The 17,732-nt window shown below is 72.1% G+C and carries 19 protein-coding genes; 13 read left to right on the forward strand and 6 right to left on the reverse strand.

Features of this window, described 5'->3' with window-relative positions; genetic code table 11:
• Window positions 1-5 precede the first annotated feature (5 nt).
• The 3 genes from SGA01_RS29950 to SGA01_RS42620 all read left to right on the forward strand — a co-directional run bounded on the left by SGA01_RS29950 (window position 6) and on the right by SGA01_RS42620 (window position 3,742).
• On the forward strand, window positions 6-1,442 hold the full coding sequence (locus tag SGA01_RS29950) for an aldehyde dehydrogenase family protein (RefSeq protein WP_141300282.1): 1,437 nt from the start codon (window positions 6-8) through the stop codon (window positions 1,440-1,442).
• Entirely contained in the window at window positions 1,435-2,331 is an 897-nt protein-coding gene (locus SGA01_RS29955) for an aldehyde dehydrogenase family protein (protein ID WP_055641684.1), read from the forward strand. The genes SGA01_RS29950 and SGA01_RS29955 overlap by 8 nt, the downstream gene beginning before the upstream one ends.
• A gap of 76 nt (window positions 2,332-2,407) precedes the next feature.
• Window positions 2,408-3,742 carry a TerD family protein gene (locus tag SGA01_RS42620; protein ID WP_141300284.1) on the forward strand — a complete coding sequence of 445 codons (1,335 nt, stop codon included), beginning with the start codon at window positions 2,408-2,410 and terminating at the stop codon, window positions 3,740-3,742.
• Between the two features lie 23 nt (window positions 3,743-3,765).
• On the opposite strand, the gene SGA01_RS29965 is transcribed toward SGA01_RS42620, so the two are convergent.
• Window positions 3,766-4,164: a hypothetical protein gene (locus SGA01_RS29965; RefSeq protein WP_141300286.1), complete on the reverse strand. Its 399-nt coding sequence runs from the start codon at window positions 4,162-4,164 to the stop codon at window positions 3,766-3,768.
• A 52-nt stretch (window positions 4,165-4,216) separates the two neighbouring features.
• On the opposite strand from SGA01_RS29965, the gene SGA01_RS29970 reads away from it, so the two are divergent.
• Entirely contained in the window at window positions 4,217-4,912 is a 696-nt protein-coding gene (locus tag SGA01_RS29970) for a uridine kinase family protein (protein ID WP_099054327.1), read from the forward strand.
• 136 nt (window positions 4,913-5,048) lie between these two features.
• Here SGA01_RS29970 and SGA01_RS29975 read toward each other — a convergent pair whose 3' ends face one another.
• Complete coding sequence (locus tag SGA01_RS29975) at window positions 5,049-5,768, reverse strand: SigE family RNA polymerase sigma factor (RefSeq protein WP_024755347.1); 720 nt, start codon at window positions 5,766-5,768, stop codon at window positions 5,049-5,051.
• Between the two features lie 169 nt (window positions 5,769-5,937).
• On the opposite strand from SGA01_RS29975, the gene afsQ1 reads away from it, so the two are divergent.
• The 5 genes from afsQ1 (at window position 5,938) to SGA01_RS30000 (ending at window position 9,821) form a co-directional block, all read left to right on the forward strand.
• Window positions 5,938-6,615, forward strand: coding sequence for a two-component system response regulator AfsQ1 (gene afsQ1 / locus SGA01_RS29980; protein ID WP_017239746.1), 678 nt, complete (start codon window positions 5,938-5,940; stop codon window positions 6,613-6,615).
• On the forward strand, window positions 6,612-8,144 hold the full coding sequence (locus SGA01_RS29985) for an ATP-binding protein (RefSeq protein WP_141300290.1): 1,533 nt from the start codon (window positions 6,612-6,614) through the stop codon (window positions 8,142-8,144). The genes afsQ1 and SGA01_RS29985 overlap by 4 nt, the downstream gene beginning before the upstream one ends.
• Complete coding sequence (locus SGA01_RS29990) at window positions 8,141-8,779, forward strand: hypothetical protein (protein WP_141300292.1); 639 nt, start codon at window positions 8,141-8,143, stop codon at window positions 8,777-8,779. The genes SGA01_RS29985 and SGA01_RS29990 overlap by 4 nt, the downstream gene beginning before the upstream one ends.
• Before the next feature lie 165 nt (window positions 8,780-8,944).
• On the forward strand, window positions 8,945-9,526 hold the full coding sequence (locus tag SGA01_RS29995) for a VanZ family protein (protein ID WP_141300294.1): 582 nt from the start codon (window positions 8,945-8,947) through the stop codon (window positions 9,524-9,526).
• A gap of 91 nt (window positions 9,527-9,617) precedes the next feature.
• The gene (locus SGA01_RS30000; RefSeq protein WP_141300296.1) at window positions 9,618-9,821 is read left to right on the forward strand and encodes a PspC domain-containing protein; all 204 of its coding nucleotides are present in this window, start codon (window positions 9,618-9,620) and stop codon (window positions 9,819-9,821) included.
• A 71-nt stretch (window positions 9,822-9,892) separates the two neighbouring features.
• On the opposite strand, the gene SGA01_RS30005 is transcribed toward SGA01_RS30000, so the two are convergent.
• Together SGA01_RS30005 and SGA01_RS30010 are read right to left on the reverse strand one after the other, a co-directional pair.
• Window positions 9,893-10,258: a hypothetical protein gene (locus tag SGA01_RS30005; protein ID WP_141300298.1), complete on the reverse strand. Its 366-nt coding sequence runs from the start codon at window positions 10,256-10,258 to the stop codon at window positions 9,893-9,895.
• A gap of 172 nt (window positions 10,259-10,430) precedes the next feature.
• Window positions 10,431-11,585, reverse strand: coding sequence for an adenosine deaminase (locus SGA01_RS30010; protein WP_141300300.1), 1,155 nt, complete (start codon window positions 11,583-11,585; stop codon window positions 10,431-10,433).
• A 274-nt stretch (window positions 11,586-11,859) separates the two neighbouring features.
• On the opposite strand from SGA01_RS30010, the gene SGA01_RS30015 reads away from it, so the two are divergent.
• Window positions 11,860-12,222 (forward strand): hypothetical protein, encoded by a 363-nt coding sequence (locus tag SGA01_RS30015; protein ID WP_141300302.1) that lies wholly within the window; start codon window positions 11,860-11,862, stop codon window positions 12,220-12,222.
• A gap of 169 nt (window positions 12,223-12,391) precedes the next feature.
• Complete coding sequence (locus SGA01_RS30020) at window positions 12,392-13,168, forward strand: alpha/beta hydrolase (protein WP_141300304.1); 777 nt, start codon at window positions 12,392-12,394, stop codon at window positions 13,166-13,168.
• A 13-nt stretch (window positions 13,169-13,181) separates the two neighbouring features.
• Here the strand turns inward: SGA01_RS30020 and SGA01_RS30025 are convergent, their stop codons facing one another.
• Together SGA01_RS30025 and SGA01_RS30030 are read right to left on the reverse strand one after the other, a co-directional pair.
• A complete protein-coding gene (locus SGA01_RS30025; protein WP_141300306.1) occupies window positions 13,182-14,555 on the reverse strand; it encodes a cytochrome P450 in 1,374 nt (457 codons plus the stop codon).
• Window positions 14,556-14,638: 83 nt separating this feature from the next.
• The gene (locus SGA01_RS30030) at window positions 14,639-15,595 is read right to left on the reverse strand and encodes a LysR family transcriptional regulator (protein ID WP_141300308.1); all 957 of its coding nucleotides are present in this window, start codon (window positions 15,593-15,595) and stop codon (window positions 14,639-14,641) included.
• A gap of 62 nt (window positions 15,596-15,657) precedes the next feature.
• On the opposite strand from SGA01_RS30030, the gene SGA01_RS30035 reads away from it, so the two are divergent.
• Together SGA01_RS30035 and SGA01_RS30040 are read left to right on the forward strand one after the other, a co-directional pair.
• Complete coding sequence (locus SGA01_RS30035) at window positions 15,658-16,923, forward strand: MFS transporter (protein WP_141300310.1); 1,266 nt, start codon at window positions 15,658-15,660, stop codon at window positions 16,921-16,923.
• 52 nt (window positions 16,924-16,975) lie between these two features.
• Complete coding sequence (locus SGA01_RS30040) at window positions 16,976-17,683, forward strand: L,D-transpeptidase (protein ID WP_055646060.1); 708 nt, start codon at window positions 16,976-16,978, stop codon at window positions 17,681-17,683.
• Window positions 17,684-17,732 lie beyond the last annotated feature (49 nt).

The raw sequence follows: 17,732 nt of genomic DNA on the forward strand, positions 1-17,732 counted from the left end.
TCAACATGGCATCTGCATTCGAGTACGCACCGGCACCCGAGTCCCGGTCCGTCGTCGACATCGCCCCTTCGTACGGCCTGTTCATCGACGGCGAGTTCGTCGAGGCTGCCGACGGCAAGGTCTTCAAGACCGTCTCCCCCTCCTCCGAGGAGGTCCTGTCCGAGATCGCCCAGGCGGGCTCCGAGGACGTGGACCGCGCGGTGAAGGCCGCCCGCAAGGCCTTCGAGAAGTGGTCGGCGCTGCCCGGCTCCGAGCGCGCCAAGTACCTCTTCCGGATCGCCCGGATCATCCAGGAGCGCAGCCGCGAGCTGGCCGTCCTGGAGACCCTGGACAACGGCAAGCCGATCAAGGAGACCCGCGACGCGGACCTCCCCCTGGTCGCCGCGCACTTCTTCTACTACGCGGGCTGGGCCGACAAGCTCGACCACGCGGGCTACGGGGCGAACCCGAAGCCGCTGGGCGTGGCCGGCCAGGTCATCCCCTGGAACTTCCCCCTCCTGATGCTGGCGTGGAAGATCGCCCCGGCGCTCGCGACGGGCAACACCGTCGTCCTGAAGCCGGCCGAGACGACCCCGCTCTCCGCCCTGTTCTTCGCGGACATCTGCCGCCAGGCCGGGCTGCCGAAGGGCGTCGTCAACATCCTTCCCGGTTACGGGGACGCGGGCGCCGCTCTGGTCGAGCACCCGGACGTGAACAAGGTCGCCTTCACCGGCTCGACCGCGGTCGGCAAGTCGATCGCCCGCTCCGTCGCCGGCACGCACAAGAAGGTCACCCTGGAGCTGGGCGGCAAGGGCGCCAACATCGTCTTCGACGACGCCCCCATCGACCAGGCCGTCGAGGGCATCGTCAACGGCATCTTCTTCAACCAGGGCCAGGTCTGCTGCGCGGGCTCGCGCCTCCTGGTCCAGGAGTCGATCCAGGACGAGCTGCTCGACTCGCTCAAGCGCCGTCTGAACACGCTGCGCCTCGGCGACCCGCTGGACAAGAACACCGACATCGGCGCCATCAACTCCTCGGAGCAGCTGGCCCGGATCACCTCGCTGGTGGAGCAGGGCGAGGCGGAGGGCGCCGAGCGCTGGACCGCCTCCTGCGAGATCCCGTCGGCCGGTTACTGGTTCGCCCCGACGCTCTTCACGAACGTCACGCAGGCGCACCGGATCGCCCGCGACGAGATCTTCGGCCCGGTCCTGTCGGTGCTGTCCTTCCGTACCCCCGACGAGGCGGTCGCGAAGGCCAACAACAGCCAGTACGGCCTGTCCGCCGGCATCTGGACGGAGAAGGGCTCCCGCATCCTGGCGGTCGCCTCCAAGCTCCGCGCCGGTGTCGTCTGGGCCAACACGTTCAACAAGTTCGACCCGACCTCGCCCTTCGGCGGATACAAGGAGTCGGGCTTCGGCCGCGAGGGCGGCCGTCACGGTCTGGAGGCCTACCTCGATGTCTGAGTCGGCGACGCGGCTGAGCGTCTTCAAGACCTACAAGCTGTACGTCGGGGGCAAGTTCCCCCGCTCCGAGAGCGGCCGGGTGTACGAGGTGAGCGACTCCAAGGGCAAGTGGCTGGCGAACGTACCGCTGTCCTCCCGCAAGGACGCCCGTGACGCGGTCGTCGCCGCCCGCAAGGCCTTCGGCGGCTGGGCGGGCGCGACCGCGTACAACCGCGGCCAGATCCTCTACCGCGTCGCCGAGATGCTGGAGGGCCGCCGCGAGCAGTTCGTCCGCGAGGTCGCGGACGCGGAGGGCCTGTCGAAGTCGAAGGCGGCCGCGGTCGTCGACGCGGCGATCGACCGCTGGGTCTGGTACGCGGGCTGGACGGACAAGATCGCCCAGGTCGTCGGCGGTGCCAACCCGGTGGCCGGCCCGTACTTCAACCTCTCCTCCCCCGAGCCGACCGGCGTCGTCACGGTGATCGCCCCCCAGGAGTCGTCCTTCCTGGGCCTGGTCTCGGTGATCGCCCCGGCGATCGCGACGGGCAACACGGTCGTGGTCGTCGCCTCGGAGAAGTCCCCGCTCCCCGCCCTCTCCCTGGGCGAGGTCCTGGCCACCTCCGACCTCCCGGGCGGCGTGGTCAACATCCTCTCCGGCAAGGCCTCCGAGATGGGCCCGCACCTCGCGGCCCACCAGGACGTCAACGCGATCGACCTCACCGGCGCCACCGAGGGCGACCTCGCCCGCGACCTGGAGATCGCGGCGGCGGACAACCTCAAGCGCGTCCTGCGCCCGCGCACGGAGGACTTCACCGAGTCCCCCGGCACGGACCGTATGACCGCCTTCCTGGAGACCAAGACGGTCTGGCACCCCACGGGTTCGCTGGGCGCGAGCGGCTCCTCGTACTAGTCCCACTCCGCAAGGCCCCCGGGTGTCCGCACCCGGGGGCCTTGCGCATGTCCGCGATCGATCGCAAGATCCGCTCATGCTGAGGGGATTGATCAAGGGAGACAACGTCTTCGTCCCGACGGTGGCGCTGCGCGTCGCCGTCCGGAACGACATCGACGTGGCGGCGCTGCTCGTGACGGAAGAGGGCAGGGTCCGGGGGGACGCCGACATCGTGTTCCACGGCGCTCCGGCGCACCCGTCGGGCGCGGTACGGCTGTCCGCCGGCGAGGACGGGACGGCGTGGCTCGACGCCGACCTCGCGGGCGTCGAGGAGGCCGTCACCCGCGTCCTCGTCGTCGCGTCGGCGGAGGAGGGCGCGCTGCGGGACGCGCGAGGGCTCTCCGTGGAGGTCTTCGGACCCGACGGCACGACGGTCGTGGGGTACGAGGTGACCGACGCCGGCGGCGAGACGGCGATGGTCCTCGCGGAGCTGTACCGGCGGGCGGGCGGCTGGAAGTTCCGTGCGGTCGGCCAGGGGTACGTCGACGGGCTCGTCGGCCTGGCGGTGCACCACGGGGTGGAGGTGGCGGAGGGGGCACCGGTGGAGGACTCCCCGGCGGAGGAAACGCCGGAGGAGACGCCGGAGGATGCCCTTCCGGAGCCCGCGGAGACGCTCCCGGAGCCCCGGGCGCCGCGGGCGCCCGAAGCCCTTCCCGGCGCCGCCAAGGACGCGGCGCCCCCGGCGCAGCTCCCGGCCCAGGTCGCGCCGGTGCCGGCCGCCGCACTCGCGCCCGTAGACCTGCCCGTACCGGACTGGCCGTACGGCCACCTCTTCGAGCCGCACACGCTCGAAGGCTCCGGCAACGACGTCCTCGCCGTCGAGGGCCTCCCGCCCGGCCCCGTCCTGGTCGACCTCGCCCTCCGGACCGAGCGGCACACGGCCGTCTGGACGCTCACCCCGGCCAACAAGGAAGAAGACCTCCTCGTCAACAGCACCAAGAAGGACTGGCGGGGCCGCCTCCTCGCCGTCGTCCCCCTCGACGGACGGCTGCGCCTGAAGCTCAAGGCCGAGGGGCCCTGGCACGCGCGCGTCCTGCCGCTCGCGGCGGCCCGTCGCCTGACGGAGGACGCCTTGGAGTGCTGGGGCCCCGAGGTCCTGCTGCACACGGGCGAGGCGACCGACGTGTCCTTCCACTACCGCGGCGACAGCAACTTCATCGTCGACTCCTACGTCCTGACGGGGCACAAGGACCCCGCCAAGCTCCCGAAGTCCCGCTTCCCGTACATCAACGAGATCGGCAGGCGCCGCGAGGCCCTGCCCGTGCCCTCGGACACGGTCCTCGTCCACGTGCAGCGGGCGGACGGCCCGTGGCGCGCACGGCTGAAGCAGCCGAGTGCTGCGGTGGCCTGGCTGCGACGGGTCCGCGACTGAGCCCGCCCTCCGCCGGGCAGGCCCTACGGCAGCAGCCCCTGCGTCAGCGGACCGGCCACCGGCAGATCGGCCACCGCGCCGCCCTGCGTCAGGTGGTCGGTCACCAGGTTGGTGCCGACGGGCTTGAAGTCGGCGACCTGGGTGCCGAGGCCGTTGTCGAGCGGGTCGACGCCCGTCTTGGCCAGCGGGTCCAGCTGGAGCCGGGTCAGCGGGCCCAGGCCGTGGGTGACGCCGCTCAGCGCGCCCGCCCCGGCCGCGGCGGCGTCCGTCCGGGTCAGCGAGTCGACGGGCAGCGGCACCGGGGCGACCGCCTGGGCCGCCGCGCCCGCGCCGAGGACCGCGGCGCCCGCCGCCGTGACGGTGAGCCCGGCCTTGAGCAGGGCGCTGCGACGGGGGGTCCGGGGTTCTGCGTGACGCGCCATGAGGATCCTTCCAGGGGGTGATGGGGCGGCCACCGACAGTAGTTGAGGTGTGATGCTCGATACCAACGGCCTTCCTCGGTGGTCCCCTGGACGGGGGAATGCCTCACACTGGTGTTCCGTGAGTTCCCTACCGATTCCGACCCGCGTCGTCCTGCTCGCCGGCCCCTCCGGCTCCGGCAAGTCGTCCCTCGCCGCCGTCACCGGCCTCCCGGTCCTGCGCCTCGACGATTTCTACAAGGAGGGCGACGACCCGTCACTCCCGCTCGTCGACGGCAGCGCGGACATCGACTGGGACTCGCCGCAGTCCTGGGACGCGGACGCCGCCGTCGCCGCCATCGTCGAGCTGTGCCGTACGGCGCGGACGCACGTCCCCGTCTACGACCTCGCCACCAGCTCCCGCGTGGACAGCGAGCGCTTCGACATCGGGCGTACCCCGCTGTTCGTGGCGGAGGGGATCTTCGCGGCCGAGATCGTGTCCCGCTGCCGTGACCTCGACGTCCTCGCCGACGCGCTCTGCCTGCGCGGCCGCCCGTCGACGACCTTCCGCCGCCGGCTCGCCCGGGACCTCAGGGAGGGCCGGAAGTCCGTGCCGTTCCTGCTGCGCCGCGGCTGGCGCCTGATGCGCTCCGAGCGGGCGATCGTGGCGCGCCAGACGGAGCTGGGCGCTCACCCCTGCGCCAAGGACGAGGCCCTGGGCCGTCTCGCCGCCGCGGCGGCGGGCCGCCACCGCACTCCGGCGGCCGGCTGACGCACGAAGCGGGTCGTACAGGCCCCCCGGCGCTGTACGACCCGCTTCGTGTTTCCCCCGTACCCCCGTACGGTTCCCCCGTGTCCCCCGCAGGCCCCGTTTCCCCCGTGGGCCCCGTGGGTCGTTCCCCCCGCCTTCAGGCCACCAGCTCGCCGAAGGACTCCTCCTCGTCACGGCCGAAGCTCAGCACCTCGTCCTCGCGCAGTCGCCGCAGCGAGCGCCAGATGCTCGACTTCACCGTGCCGACACTGATGTCCAGGATCTCCGCGATCTCCGGATCGGTCCGGCCCTCGTAGTAGCGCAGCACCAGCATCGTCCGCTGGAGCTCGGGCAGTCGGGCCAGCGCCTGCCACAGCACCGCGCGCAGCTCCGTGCCGCGCATCGCGTCCGTCTCGCCCACCGTCTCGGGGAGCTCCTCGGTCGGGTACTCGTTGAGCTTGCGCCGGCGCCACGCGCTGATGTGCAGATTGGTCATCGTCCGGCGGAGGTATCCGCCGACCGCGGCCTTGTCACTGATCCGGTCCCAGGCGCGGTACGTGGAGAACAGCGCGCTCTGGAGCAGGTCCTCGGCCTCGAAACGGTCACCGGTCAGGTGGTAGGCGGTGGCGTACAGGGAGGCACGACGCTCCTGGACGTAGGCCGTGAACTCGGCCTCCGAACAGGAACGCTCCCCCGTGACCTCCCCGTACGCCGCTCCCCCGTCAGCAATGGCGACCATGTAAGGCGCCTTGCGCTGACGCCCGACGCTGCGAACGCACCCCCGCCCGTTCACCGCGCCGGACTTCTCGGTGCTCCGTACGACGTCGTGGAGACGCGTGACAACTGCGCTTGAGGTGGTGCTGTGCAGTGCGTTCATCTCGCGCCCCCCGTCGGTTGGAGTGTGTTTCGGTCCGTGTGCCAAGAAGCTTGCCCATCGGACTTCATGGCGTTGTCCGCCGACTGTCACAGCCGTGTCACAGGAGACGGGTCAGAAGCGAGTCCACGAGCGGTCGTCCTCGGACGGCCGCATGGGACAGAATGACGACGTGCCTTTTCTGTTGCTGATCGAGGACGACGACGCCATCCGTACGGCTCTTGAGCTGTCCCTGTCCCGGCAGGGTCACCGGGTGGCCACCGCCGCGACGGGTGAGGACGGCCTCCAGCTGCTGCGCGAGCAGCGGCCGGACCTGGTCGTGCTCGACGTCATGCTGCCCGGCATCGACGGCTTCGAGGTCTGTCGGCGGATCCGCCGCACCGACCAGTTGCCGATCATCCTGCTGACCGCCCGCAGCGACGACATCGACGTGGTCGTGGGCCTGGAGTCCGGCGCCGACGACTATGTCGTGAAGCCGGTGCAGGGCCGGGTCCTCGACGCCCGCATCCGGGCCGTACTGCGGCGCGGCGAGCGGGAGTCGACCGATTCGGCGACGTACGGCTCCCTCGTGATCGACCGGTCGGCGATGACGGTCACCAAGAACGGCGAGGACCTCCAGCTCACCCCGACCGAGCTGCGGCTGCTCCTGGAGCTGAGCCGGCGGCCCGGACAGGCGCTCTCCCGGCAGCAGTTGCTGCGGCTCGTGTGGGAGCACGACTACCTGGGCGACTCGCGGCTCGTCGACGCCTGTGTGCAGCGGCTGCGCGCCAAGGTGGAGGACGTGCCGTCCTCGCCGACGCTCATCCGCACGGTCCGGGGCGTCGGTTACCGGCTGGACGTTCCTGCGTGAGCAAGGGGATCTTCGCGCGGCTGCGGCTCTCCAGCCTGCGGCTGCGGCTCGTCGTCGTCTTCGCCCTGGTCGCGCTCACCGCAGCCGTCTCCGCCTCCGGCATCGCGTACTGGCTCAACCGTGAGGCGGTGCTGACCCGCACCCAGGACGGCGCGCTCAACGACTTCCGGCAGGAGATGCAGAACCGGGCGGCGACGCTGCCGCTGCGGCCCACCGAGGACGATCTGCGGCGGACCGCCGAGCAGATGGCAGGCGGCAGCGCCGCGAACTACCAGGTGCTGCTGCTCGGCGAGCGGGCCGTGGGTAAGCCGATCGTCGGCGCCTCGGACCCGGACGACTTCACACTGGCCGACGTGCCGCGCTCGCTGCGGGACGCCGTGGACACCGAGCGGCAGGTGACGGAGGCCAACCCGTATCCGTACCACCTGTTCTGGCAGCGTACGGAGCGGGACGGGGTGCCGTACCTGGTCGGCGGGACGCGGATCGACGGCGGCGGGCCCGCCGGGTACATGTTCAAGTCGCTGGCCGCGGAGAAGGCCGATCTGAACTCGCTCGCCTGGTCGTTGGGGATCGCGACCGCGCTCGCGGTGGCGGGGTCGGTGCTGCTCGCGCAGGTCGCGGCGACGACCGTGCTGCGTCCGGTGCACCGGCTCGGCGAGGCGGCCAAGCAGCTCGGCGAGGGGAAGCTCGACACCCGGCTGCGGGTCACCGGCGCGGACGAACTGGCCGATCTGACCCGGACGTTCAACAGCGCTGCCGAGTCCTTGCAGAAGAAGGTCGCGGACATGAGCGCGCGGGAGGAGTCCAGCCGGCGCTTCGTGGCCGACATGTCGCACGAGCTGCGGACGCCGCTGACCGCGCTGACCGCCGTCACCGAGGTCCTGGAGGACGAGCAGGACTCGCTCGACCCGATGATCGCCCCCGCGGTGGCGCTGGTCGTGAGCGAGACCCATCGCCTCAACAACCTGGTGGAGAACCTGATGGAGGTGACCCGCTTCGACGCGGGCACCGCCCGGCTCGTGCTCGACGACGTGGACATCGCCGACCAGATCACCGCGTGCATCGACGCGCGGGCCTGGCTCGACGCGGTCGACCTCGACGCCGAGCGCGGGATCGTGGCGCCGCTCGACCCGCGCCGCCTCGACGTGATCCTGGCGAACCTCATCGGGAACGCGCTGAAGCACGGCGGTTCGCCGGTCCGGGTCTCGGTCCGCACGGACGACGACGAGCTGGTCATCGCGGTACGCGACCACGGGCCCGGCATCCCCGAGGAGGTCCTGCCGCACGTCTTCGACCGCTTCTACAAGGCGAGCGCCTCCCGGCCCCGGTCGGACGGCAGCGGGCTCGGCCTCTCCATCGCCATGGAGAACGCACTGATCCACGGCGGTTCGATCACGGCCGCGAACTCGGTCGGCGAGGACGGGAAGGTCGACGGCGCGGTGTTCGTGCTGCGGCTGCCGCTGGACGCCTCGGGGATCACCCGCGAGGTGCAGACCCGCAGCAGCCAGGGCGAGGTGGAGGAAGCGTGAGACGCCGGAACTTCGGCCGTAGGGCCGGTACGGGCGTCCTGGCGGCCGCCGCGCTCACCGCGCTCGTCACCGGCTGCGGCATCAGGACGACGTCCGTGCCGGTCGACGCGGGGGCGGCCCCGTCCCGGGTCCCGTGCAGCGTGACCGGCGAGAGCACCTCGGCCTCGGCCGCGCAGGGCGTGCCCGTCCGGGTGTTCCTGGTGTGCGGCTCGCAGCTGGAGGCCGTGGACCGCAGGACGCCGCTGCCGGAGGAGAAGGCGGGCGGTGACCCGGTGGTGACGGCCAAGGGGCTGCTCGCGCAGCTCCTCGCCGAGCCTTCCGACGACGAGCGGCAGGCCGGGTTCACTACCGCGGTGCGCGGTCCGCTCGTGGTCGGCGCAGGGCACAAGGGCGACCCGGCGGGCACGCTGCGGCTGAGCCGGCAGCCCGAGGACCTGACGCCGGTCGCGCTCTCGCAGATCGTCTGCACCTTCTCGGCGAGCTCGGCGGGCGCGGGCGACCACACGGTCCTCCTCGGCGGCCCCGGCCCGTACGCGCCGAAGCGCTACCAGTGCACGACGGAGCTGCGGGAGCGCCCGGAGTCGACCCCGCCGACGGCCGTGCCGAGCGTCTCGGTGGCGACGCCCACGGGCTGAGCCCGGGGCCTGCTCGGCGAGCTCCTCGGCCACCGGCTCGGCTACCGGCTCCGTGAGCGCCTCACCGGGCCGAATGAGGACCGGATTCGGACCGGATTCGGACCGGATACGGACCGGATACGGACCGGCGGAACCGATTCCGCCGCGGTGGGCGTCTTGGGGGGCGTGCAGCGTCAAGGTTCGGGCGGCAGTGCCGCCGTGGTCGTCCGCGTGGCGGGGTTCGTCCTCCTCCTCGCGCATCTGCTGCTCGTCGCCTGGGTCAGCCTGCGACCACGCGACGTGGCCTGGGTGACCCCGCCGAACACGATCCCGTTCGCCGGGCTGCGGGCCGATCTGGCCCTCGGCGGCGTCGAGGCGGCCCGGCTGATCGGCGAGGGACTGCTGCTCCTGGCCCCGCTCGGGGTGCTGCTCCCGATGGCCGACGGGCGGCTCGACGTCTCCCGCTGGGCCTCGCTGGCCCGGACGACCGCCGCCGGCGCGCTGGTGTCACTGGCCGTGGAGCTGCTGCAGACCGCCGTACCGGGTCAGGTCGTGGACGTCGACTCCGTACTCCTGAACACCGCCGGGGTGGCGCTCGCCCATGTCGTGTTCGTGCCCCTCGGGCGGTCCCGACTGCGCCGCAGGTCGGAGACCGGGCAGCCGGAGTCCTCCGTGGGTACGGGGTCGCGTGAGGGTTCCCCCCTGCTGCGGAACGAGACGGCTCAGGGTTCGACCCCGACGATTCCCAGGGTCCCGATCGCCCGGTAGACCGACGCCCCGGACCCCCTCCCGGCAGCAGTATGGAGTCATCGGGAGCCCGACGTAGCGGCTCCCGGAGACGACTCCGAAGGAGCCCACCATGGCCGCACTTGCCCGCCCCCTCAACGGACGCGTGATCGGCGGAGTGTGCGCGGCGCTGGCCCGGCGCTTCGGCATCTCCGCGTGGACGATGCGCCTGATCTTCCTGGTCTCGTGCCTGCTGCCCGGACCGCAGTTCCTGCTCTACCTGGGCCTGTGGATCTTCCTGCCGGCGGAGAAGGGCGCGAGCACGACGGCCTGGTAGTCGGCGCACACGCCGAAGGGGCGCGTACCCGGGAGACCGGGTGCGCGCCTCTTCGGCGTGTGCGGCTGCGGTCAGCCGAGCGGCAGGGCGCCGAGCGGCAGGCCGCCGAGGAGGCCGCCCAGCGGGGTGGCGCCGAGGCCGCCGGCCGCGGCGTCGAGCGGCAGGCTCTGGGTGGCCTGGCCGGCAGCGGCGGGGAGGGTCTTCACACCCTGGTCGAGGCCCTGACCGAGAGCGCCCTGACCGGCACTGAGGGACTCTCCGGCGCCGTCGGGGAGCGTGGTGAGGCCGTCGCCCAGCGGGACGGCCTTGGTCACCGTGCCCAGCGCGTCGGCGCCGAGCGGCAGGGACGGCGCTGCGGAGGCCGTACCGGCGGCGGCGACGGCGAAAGCGGCACCGAGAGCGGCGACACCGAGCTTCTTGGCGGCAGACTGCGTCATCTGAAAATCTCTTCCTTGGGGAATCCGGGGGCTTCGGGGAAAGCCGGGAGGGGAAATCCTGGGAATGCAGCGGCTCTGCAACCTAACCACCGGACATCGCCATCGCAAACACCGGAAAGCGGCCGGGTGTCGTGCTCACCCGGCCGCTCCTCGCCCCGCGGAAGGGCCGCGCTCAGCCCGCCGTACGGGAAGACTCGCTGGTCGTGGCGGTCTGCTGGAACAGCCATTCGGACCGGAGCTCGGCATATCCGGGCTTGATGACCTCATTGATCATGGCCAGCCGTTCATCGAAAGGGATGAACGCTGATTTCATCGCATTGACAGTGAACCACTGCATGTCGTCGAGCGTGTAATCGAATGCCTCGGTCAGCAGCTCGAATTCCCGGCTCATGCTCGTACCGCTCATCAGCCGGTTGTCGGTGTTGACCGTGGCCCGGAAGTGCAGCTTGCGGAGCAGACCGATGGGGTGCTCGGCGAACGAGGCGGCGGCGCCGGTCTGGAGGTTGGACGAGGGGCACATCTCCAGCGGGATCCGCTTGTCGCGGACGTAGGCGGCGAGCCGGCCGAGGGTCACCGAGCCGTCCTCGGCGACCTCGATGTCGTCGATGATCCGGACACCGTGCCCGAGCCGGTCGGCGCCGCACCACTGGAGCGCCTGCCAGATGGAGGGCAGTCCGAAGGCCTCGCCCGCGTGGATCGTGAAGTGGTTGTTCTCGCGCTTGAGGTACTCGAAGGCGTCGAGGTGGCGGGTGGGCGGGAAGCCCGCCTCGGCACCCGCGATGTCGAAGCCGACGACGCCGGAGTCGCGGTAGCGGTTGGCGAGTTCGGCGATCTCCAGGGCGCGGGCCGCGTGCCGCATGGCGGTGAGCAGGGCGCCGACCCGGATGCGGTGGCCGCCGGCCCTGGCCTGCCGCTCGCCCTCCCGGAAGCCCTCGTTGACGGCCTCCACGACCTCTTCGAGGCTGAGACCGGCCTCCAGGTGCTGTTCCGGTGCGTAGCGCACCTCCGCGTACACGACCCCGTCCTCGGCGAGGTCGACCGCACACTCGGCGGCGACGCGGACCAGGGCCTCGCGGGTCTGCATGACGGCGCAGGTGTGCGCGAAGGTCTCCAGGTACCGCTCCAGGGAGCCGGAGTCGGCGGCCTCCCGGAACCAGATGCCGAGCTTGTCCGGCTCGGTCTCGGGAAGCTGGTCGTAGCCCTGCTCGCGGGCGAGTTCGACGATCGTGCCGGGGCGCAGTCCGCCGTCGAGGTGGTCGTGGAGCAGCACCTTCGGGGCACGGCGGATCTGATCCGCGGTGGGGACGTTGGGGATCTGGCTCGTCATTGCCGCACTCTAGCGCCTACGCGCGTAGAGCGCGCGGTTTCCTGCGCCCGGTCGCGGCGCCGGAAGGGCGTTCGGATCGCCGCGCGGATCGCCTCGTAGCGCGTCAACAGCGTGGGGGGGTGACGGGACCGCGATCAGACCTCCGCGCATACGACTTATTGGGCCGATGAGAGGACACCACCACTTCAGAACCCTCCGGGCCCCGCCGGCTCACGGTTACGTGGAGCCTTCACGGCGGGAGCCGAATCCCGCCGACACCATGGAAGGACGTGGCATGCGAATCATCCGCGGACTGCTCGTCGCAGTCTCGGCAGGCGCCCTGACGCTCGGCATGGTCGGTACGTCACACGCCCTCGGCGGAGAAGGCGACACCCTCACCGACAGCTGCAAGGGCACGTTCGGCGCCTGCACGCAGACGCTGAGCTTCGCTCCGGAGCTCCTGGGCGACGTCTCGCTCCTCGACACGGCCAGGATCCTCGACACGAGCGGGCTCATCGGCACGAGGGGTCTCATCAACACGGGCGCGCTCCTCGGTACGACCGGCGAGACCGCTGCCACCGGCACGACGGCCGCCACGGCCACGCCGGCTGCCACCGGCACGACGGCCGCCACGGGGAAGACGGCAGCCACCGGGTGAGTGAAGCGGCGGCCCGCGGGACGGGCCGCCGCCCCGGGAAGCTCGGTGAGCGGCAGCGCCACCCGCTTCGAACGCGCTTGGCAGCGCCGGTCGTTCGGTCCCACGGCGATACGTAACAGTGACCGCGTGTACGGGTGGTGTACACCTCGGCTTCTGAGACTGTTCCACCATGGCGCACTACGCACTCGTGGGGCCGTCCGAGACCCGGAGACCCCGGCTCGGCCGCCCCGTTGGAGGTTCCCTGTCGGCGGCGGTGGGCGGCGTGGTGCTGCTCCTGCCGGACGGCGAGCCGTTGTCGGCACGGCGCGCTTCGGCGCGGGCGCACCTGGGCGTCCTGCCCGTCGGGCGCACCCTCGTCAGGGCAGGGCGGGCGGAGGGGCTCGTCGGCCATGTGGTGCGCTACCGGGGGCGCGGCTGGAACGGCGCGGACGCGGAGCTCGCGGCGGACGCCACCTGGGCGGTCGACGAGGCCGTACGCCGCTACGGAGACGTCCCTGTCTGCCTCGTCGGCCACGGGATGGGCGCGCGAGCGGCGCTGCGGGCCGCCGGGCACGACGCGGTCGGCGCGGTCGTCGCGCTGGCCCCGTGGCTGCCGGAGGAGGACGTGGCGGCGGAGCCCGAGCCGGTGCGGCAGCTGGCGGGGCGGCGGGTGCTGATCGTGCACGGCACGAACGACGCCCGTACGGACCCCGAGCTGTCGTTCCGCTTCGCGGCGCGGGCCAAGAAGACGAACCGCGACACGTGCCGCTTCGAGGTGCACTCGGACGGGCACGCGCTGCGCCAGTACGCGGCCGAGGTCCAGGCGCTCGCCGCGGACTTCACGCTCGGCGCGCTCTTCGCCCGGCCGGTGGCCCGGCCCGTGACGGACGCGCTGGCCGCGCCCCCGCCGCTGGGCCTGCGGATGCCGCTCGCGGTGGGGTTCGGGGGCTCGTCCCGGCGGCCCTAGGCGTCCGTCCGGCTCAGTTGCCGGACAGGCAGAGCTCGCGATCGCGAAGAGTGGCGCGCATCGCCGTGGCCGGCCGGAGCTGGAGCCCGGGCGCGGTCCCGACCACCCCGGGGTCGATGTCCAGGTGGAACCGCTGGGCGAGGGTCGCGATGACGAGCGCCATCTCGACCAGGGCGAAACGCGCGCCGAGGCACGTACGGGCGCCTCCGCCGAACGGGAACCACGCCTGTTCGGACGCGGCGTCCTTCCGGTCCGCGTCCCACCGTTCGGGGCGGAAGGCGTCCGGGTCGGGGAACCAGCGCGGGTCCCGGTGCGTGGACCAGGGGCTGCAGCAGAGCGTCGTCCCGTCCGGAATCGGCTCCCCGCCCAGGGTGGCGCCGCCCTGGGTGATCCTGGGGACGACGACCCACACGGGCGGGTAGAGCCGGAGGGTTTCCTTGACGACCTGTCTGGTCCAGACGAGCCGGTCGTAGTCGTCGAAGGTCGGTGGACGCCCTCCGAGGACGCTGTCGAGCTCCGCGGTGAGCCGGTCCCGTACCTCCGGCGCGGCCGACAGGAGGTACCAGCACCATGTGAGCCCGACGGACGTGGTCTCGTGACCCGCGCCCCAGAGGGTCACCGCTTCGTCCCGCACCTGCCGCGCGGTCAGCCGGTTGCCTTCCTCGTCCCGGGCCGCGAGCAGCATGCCCAAGGCGTCGGCCCCGTCACCGGTCCCGCACTCCGCCGCCTGGCGAGCGCGGATGAGCCGGCCGACCTCGGCGTCGATCGTCTCGACCGCGGCGAGGACCCGTCGTCGCGCCGGCGTACGCGCCCAGTCCGGCAGGAGCATCCCGATGCCGCGCAGCTCGGCGCCCAGTTCGAGCGCCGCCACCTCCATCGCGTCGGCGACGGCGCGGGCCCGGTCCCCGAGGTCGTTGCCGAAGAGGGTGCGGACCACGATCCGCTGGGTGAGGAGGTTCATCTCCTGCTCCACGTCGATCCGTTGCCGGTCCGCCCAGCCCCGCGCCGCGTCCATGGCGCAGTCGACCATCGTGGCGGCGTACCCGCGCACCTGCCGGGGGCGAACGGCCGGCTGGACGAGATCGCGTTTGCGGCGCCAGTCGGCGCCCTGGCTGAGGATGACGCTGTCACCGACGAGCTGCCTGAACACCCAGCTGATGTCGACGGGCCGGAACTGCTCCTGGCTGCCACCGAACAGCTCCGCGATGTGCTCGGGATGCGAGAGCAGGGTCAGCCGCCGGGAACCGAGCGACCAGCGCACCACATCCCCGAAGTCGTCCCGCAGATGGGCGAAGAACGCCAAAGGATCACGGCGGAAGGCGGGAAGGTTCCCGAGCAGGGGCAACCCGGACGGTCCGGGAACGGGATGAAAAGGGGCGGCGGGCACGCCGGGCTAACGACCCGGTGACCGCACGGTTTCGCGGGCCCCCCGGCCGGAAGGCCCCCGGCAGAAAGGTGCGGTGGGGGTTCTCAGTCCTTGGGCAGCAGGTGGCCGCGTCTGCTCAGGAGGAACTTCTTGAAGGCGGCCACCGGGGCCGTGTCCGGGTGGCCGTCGAGCCAGGCGACGCCGATCTCGCGGACCGCGCGCGGCGCGGTGACGGTCAGTTCGACGACGCCGGGGCGCGGGACGGCGGGCGGCGGCAGCAGGGCGACGCCGAGGCCCGCGGCGACCAGGCCGCGCAGGGTCTCGGCCTCCTCGCCCTCGAAGGCGACGCGGGGCTTGAAGCCGGCCTCGGCGCACAGGTCGTCGGTGATGCGGCGGAGCCCGTACCCCGGCTCCAGGGTCACGAAGGTCTCGTCGGCGGCCTCGGCGAGGCGGACGCGGCGGCGGCCCGCGAGCCGGTGGTCGTCCGGGACGACGAGCCGCAGCCGCTGCTCGTCGAGGCGCCGGGCCACCAGGTCGGGGGCGTCCGGCACCGGGGAGGTCAGGCAGAGGTCGAGGTCGCCCGCCCTGAGCCGCTCGATCATGGCCTCGCCGTAGTTCTGGACGAGGGTGAAGCGGACCTTCGGGTGGTCGACGCGGAAGGCCCGGATGAGCCCGGGGACGGTCTCGGAGCCCATCGTGTGCAGGAAGCCGAAGGCGACCCGGCCGGCGGTGGGGTCGGCATCGGCCCGTACGGTGTCGGCGGCCCGCTCGACCTCGGTGAGCGCCTTCTCGGCGGCGGTGAGGAAGCGGCGGCCGGCCGGGGTGAGGGAGACCGTGCGGCCGCGGCGGGCGAAGAGGGCGACGCCGAGGTCCTGTTCGAGCCGGACCATCGCCCGGGAGAGCGTCGACTGCGGCACGCCCATCTCGGCCGCGGCCCGGGTCACATGCTCGTGCCGGGCGACGGCGGCGAAGTACGCGAGCCGCGGGGCCAGCAGCAGTCCCATGTCTTCTTCGTTACTGTTCGGTGACAGTCGAGGCTGTGACCTGTACTCATGCGCCATGGGAACGATTACAGCAGTTCCGTGCATTGGACGCATGAAACGGATCGTCCTACGTTCGTGACATGCCTCCCGCCAGTACCAAGGCGGCCGCCACCAGCGCGTCCGCCGACACCCGCCTCTCCCCCGGAGCCCCCGGCTACCGCCGGACGAGCCTCGCGCTCTTCGCCGCCGGACTGGCCGCCTTCGCCCTCCTCTACTCCACGCAGGCCCTCCTCCCGGCCATCTCGGCCGAGTTCGGCGCCACCGCGTCCGCCGCCTCCTGGACGGTCTCCGCCGCGACCGGCGCCCTCGCCCTGTGTGTCCTGCCGCTCAGCGCCCTCTCGGAGCGCTTCGGGCGGCGCGCGATGATGACCGCCTCCCTCTCGGTCGCCGTCGCCGTCTCGCTCCTCGTGCCGCTCGCGCCGAACCTGGAGACCCTGATCGCGCTGCGCGCCCTCCAGGGCGCCGCGCTCGCCGGGCTCCCGGCCTCCGCGATGGCGTACCTCGCCGAGGAGGTCCGCCCCAAGGCGCTGATCGCGGCGATCGGCCTCTTCGTCGCGGGCAACTCGATCGGCGGCATGAGCGGCCGGATCGTGACCGGCTGGGTCGCCCAGATGTGGGGCTGGCGCGCGGGTCTGGCCGCCGTCGGCCTGACCTCGCTGCTCTGCGTGATCGCCTTCCGGGCGCTGCTCCCGAAGGCACGGCACTTCACGCCGGGCACGCTGAACCCGAAGGCGCTGGCGGGCGCCGTGCGGACGCATCTGTCCGACCCGCTGCTCGTCCGGCTCTACGTGATCGGCGCGCTGTTCATGACGGTCTTCGGCGCGGTGTACACCGTGATCGGCTACCGCCTGGTCGAGGCGCCGTTCTCGCTCCCGCAGGGCGTGATCGGCTCGATCTTCCTGGTCTACCTGGTCGGTACGGTCGCCTCGGCCGCCGCGGGGAAGCTCGTCGGCCGGCTCGGCCGGCGCGGGGCGCTCTACCTGGCGGTCTCCACGACCGCCGCCGGCCTGCTGCTGTCGCTCTCCGACTCGCTCGCCGCCGTCCTGGCGGGGCTCGTCCTCATCACGGCCGGTTTCTTCGCGGGCCACGCGGTCGCCTCCTCCTCGGTGAGCCGCACGGCGAAGACGGGCCGGGCGCAGGCCTCTGCGCTCTACCAGTCGGCGTACTACCTCGGCAGCAGCGCGGGCGGCACGCTCGGCGCCATCGCCTACCACGCGGGCGGCTGGGCGGGGACGGTTCTGATCGGCCTCGTCGCGGTCCTCGGCGTCGTGTCCGTGACCCTCTACGGGAGCCACAGCGCCCGGGTCGCGGCCCGCCGGCCACAGCTCGCCGCAGCCTGCAACTGACTCGCTCCTTCGAGCGTCCTCCTTGTCAGGACCCAAGGGGGAGATGACGGAAATGAAGCGAATCACGAGGCGAATAGGCAAGAGAGCAGGCGTCACCGCCGGTCTCACGGCGCTGGTGGTGCCGATGACGATCGCGCTCGGTACGGCTCCGGCGCAGGCCGCGTCCTGCAACGTGACGACGGGGCCGTACCAGAAGCAGGTGGAGAAGTTCCTCGGCCGGACGGTCGACGGCCGCCAGTCGCTCGCCGACTGCAAGGCCATCCAGGCGTTCCAGTCGAAGCACGGCATCACCCCGGCCGCGGGGTACGCGGGGACGATCACCTGGCGCACGATGAACACGATGCTCCAGCAGAAGGCGGCCGGGACCAACCCCAACGCCGCCCGCAAGTGTCCGACCAACAAGGGCCGGATCGCCTGCGTCGACCTGACGCGGCAGCTGACCTGGATCCAGGACGGCTCGCGCCTCAAGTACGGGCCGGTGCCGGTGCGTACGGGCAAGGACGGCACGGAGACCCGCACGGGCTCCAAGAAGATCTACTGGCGGAACATCAACCACTGGTCGACGCTCTACAACGTCTCCATGCCGTACGCGCAGTTCTTCGACCGCGGCCAGGCCTTCCACTCGACGACCAAGTCCATGTGGAACCCGCCGGGTTCGGGCGGCTGCGTCAACATGCGCCCGGCCGACGCCAAGAAGTACTGGAGCATGCTCCGGAACGGCGACGACGTCTTCATCTACGGGCGCAAGCCGGGAACGTGACCCCGGCTGTCAGTCGGCTGCGGTAGCTTCCCTCTCACCGGCACCGAAC

This window comes from Streptomyces gardneri, from assembly GCF_006539185.1.
Classification (GTDB): Bacteria; Actinomycetota; Actinomycetes; order Streptomycetales; family Streptomycetaceae; genus Streptomyces; species Streptomyces gardneri.

Bases quoted from the DNA above. Each gene is read 5' to 3' on its own strand.
- SGA01_RS29950 (WP_141300282.1), top strand. From the start codon at position 6: ATGGCATCTGCATTCGAGTACGCACCGGCACCCGAGTCCCGGTCCGTC.
- SGA01_RS29955 (WP_055641684.1), top strand. From the start codon at position 1,435: ATGTCTGAGTCGGCGACGCGGCTGAGCGTCTTCAAGACCTACAAGCTG.
- SGA01_RS42620 (WP_141300284.1), top strand. From the start codon at position 2,408: ATGCTGAGGGGATTGATCAAGGGAGACAACGTCTTCGTCCCGACGGTG.
- SGA01_RS29965 (WP_141300286.1), bottom strand. From the start codon at position 4,164: ATGGCGCGTCACGCAGAACCCCGGACCCCCCGTCGCAGCGCCCTGCTC.
- SGA01_RS29970 (WP_099054327.1), top strand. From the start codon at position 4,217: ATGCTCGATACCAACGGCCTTCCTCGGTGGTCCCCTGGACGGGGGAAT.
- SGA01_RS29975 (WP_024755347.1), bottom strand. From the start codon at position 5,768: ATGAACGCACTGCACAGCACCACCTCAAGCGCAGTTGTCACGCGTCTC.
- SGA01_RS30000 (WP_141300296.1), top strand. From the start codon at position 9,618: ATGGCCGCACTTGCCCGCCCCCTCAACGGACGCGTGATCGGCGGAGTG.
- SGA01_RS30005 (WP_141300298.1), bottom strand. From the start codon at position 10,258: ATGACGCAGTCTGCCGCCAAGAAGCTCGGTGTCGCCGCTCTCGGTGCC.
- SGA01_RS30010 (WP_141300300.1), bottom strand. From the start codon at position 11,585: ATGACGAGCCAGATCCCCAACGTCCCCACCGCGGATCAGATCCGCCGT.
- SGA01_RS30015 (WP_141300302.1), top strand. From the start codon at position 11,860: ATGCGAATCATCCGCGGACTGCTCGTCGCAGTCTCGGCAGGCGCCCTG.
- SGA01_RS30020 (WP_141300304.1), top strand. From the start codon at position 12,392: ATGGCGCACTACGCACTCGTGGGGCCGTCCGAGACCCGGAGACCCCGG.
- SGA01_RS30030 (WP_141300308.1), bottom strand. From the start codon at position 15,595: ATGGCGCATGAGTACAGGTCACAGCCTCGACTGTCACCGAACAGTAAC.
- SGA01_RS30035 (WP_141300310.1), top strand. From the start codon at position 15,658: ATGCCTCCCGCCAGTACCAAGGCGGCCGCCACCAGCGCGTCCGCCGAC.
- SGA01_RS30040 (WP_055646060.1), top strand. From the start codon at position 16,976: ATGAAGCGAATCACGAGGCGAATAGGCAAGAGAGCAGGCGTCACCGCC.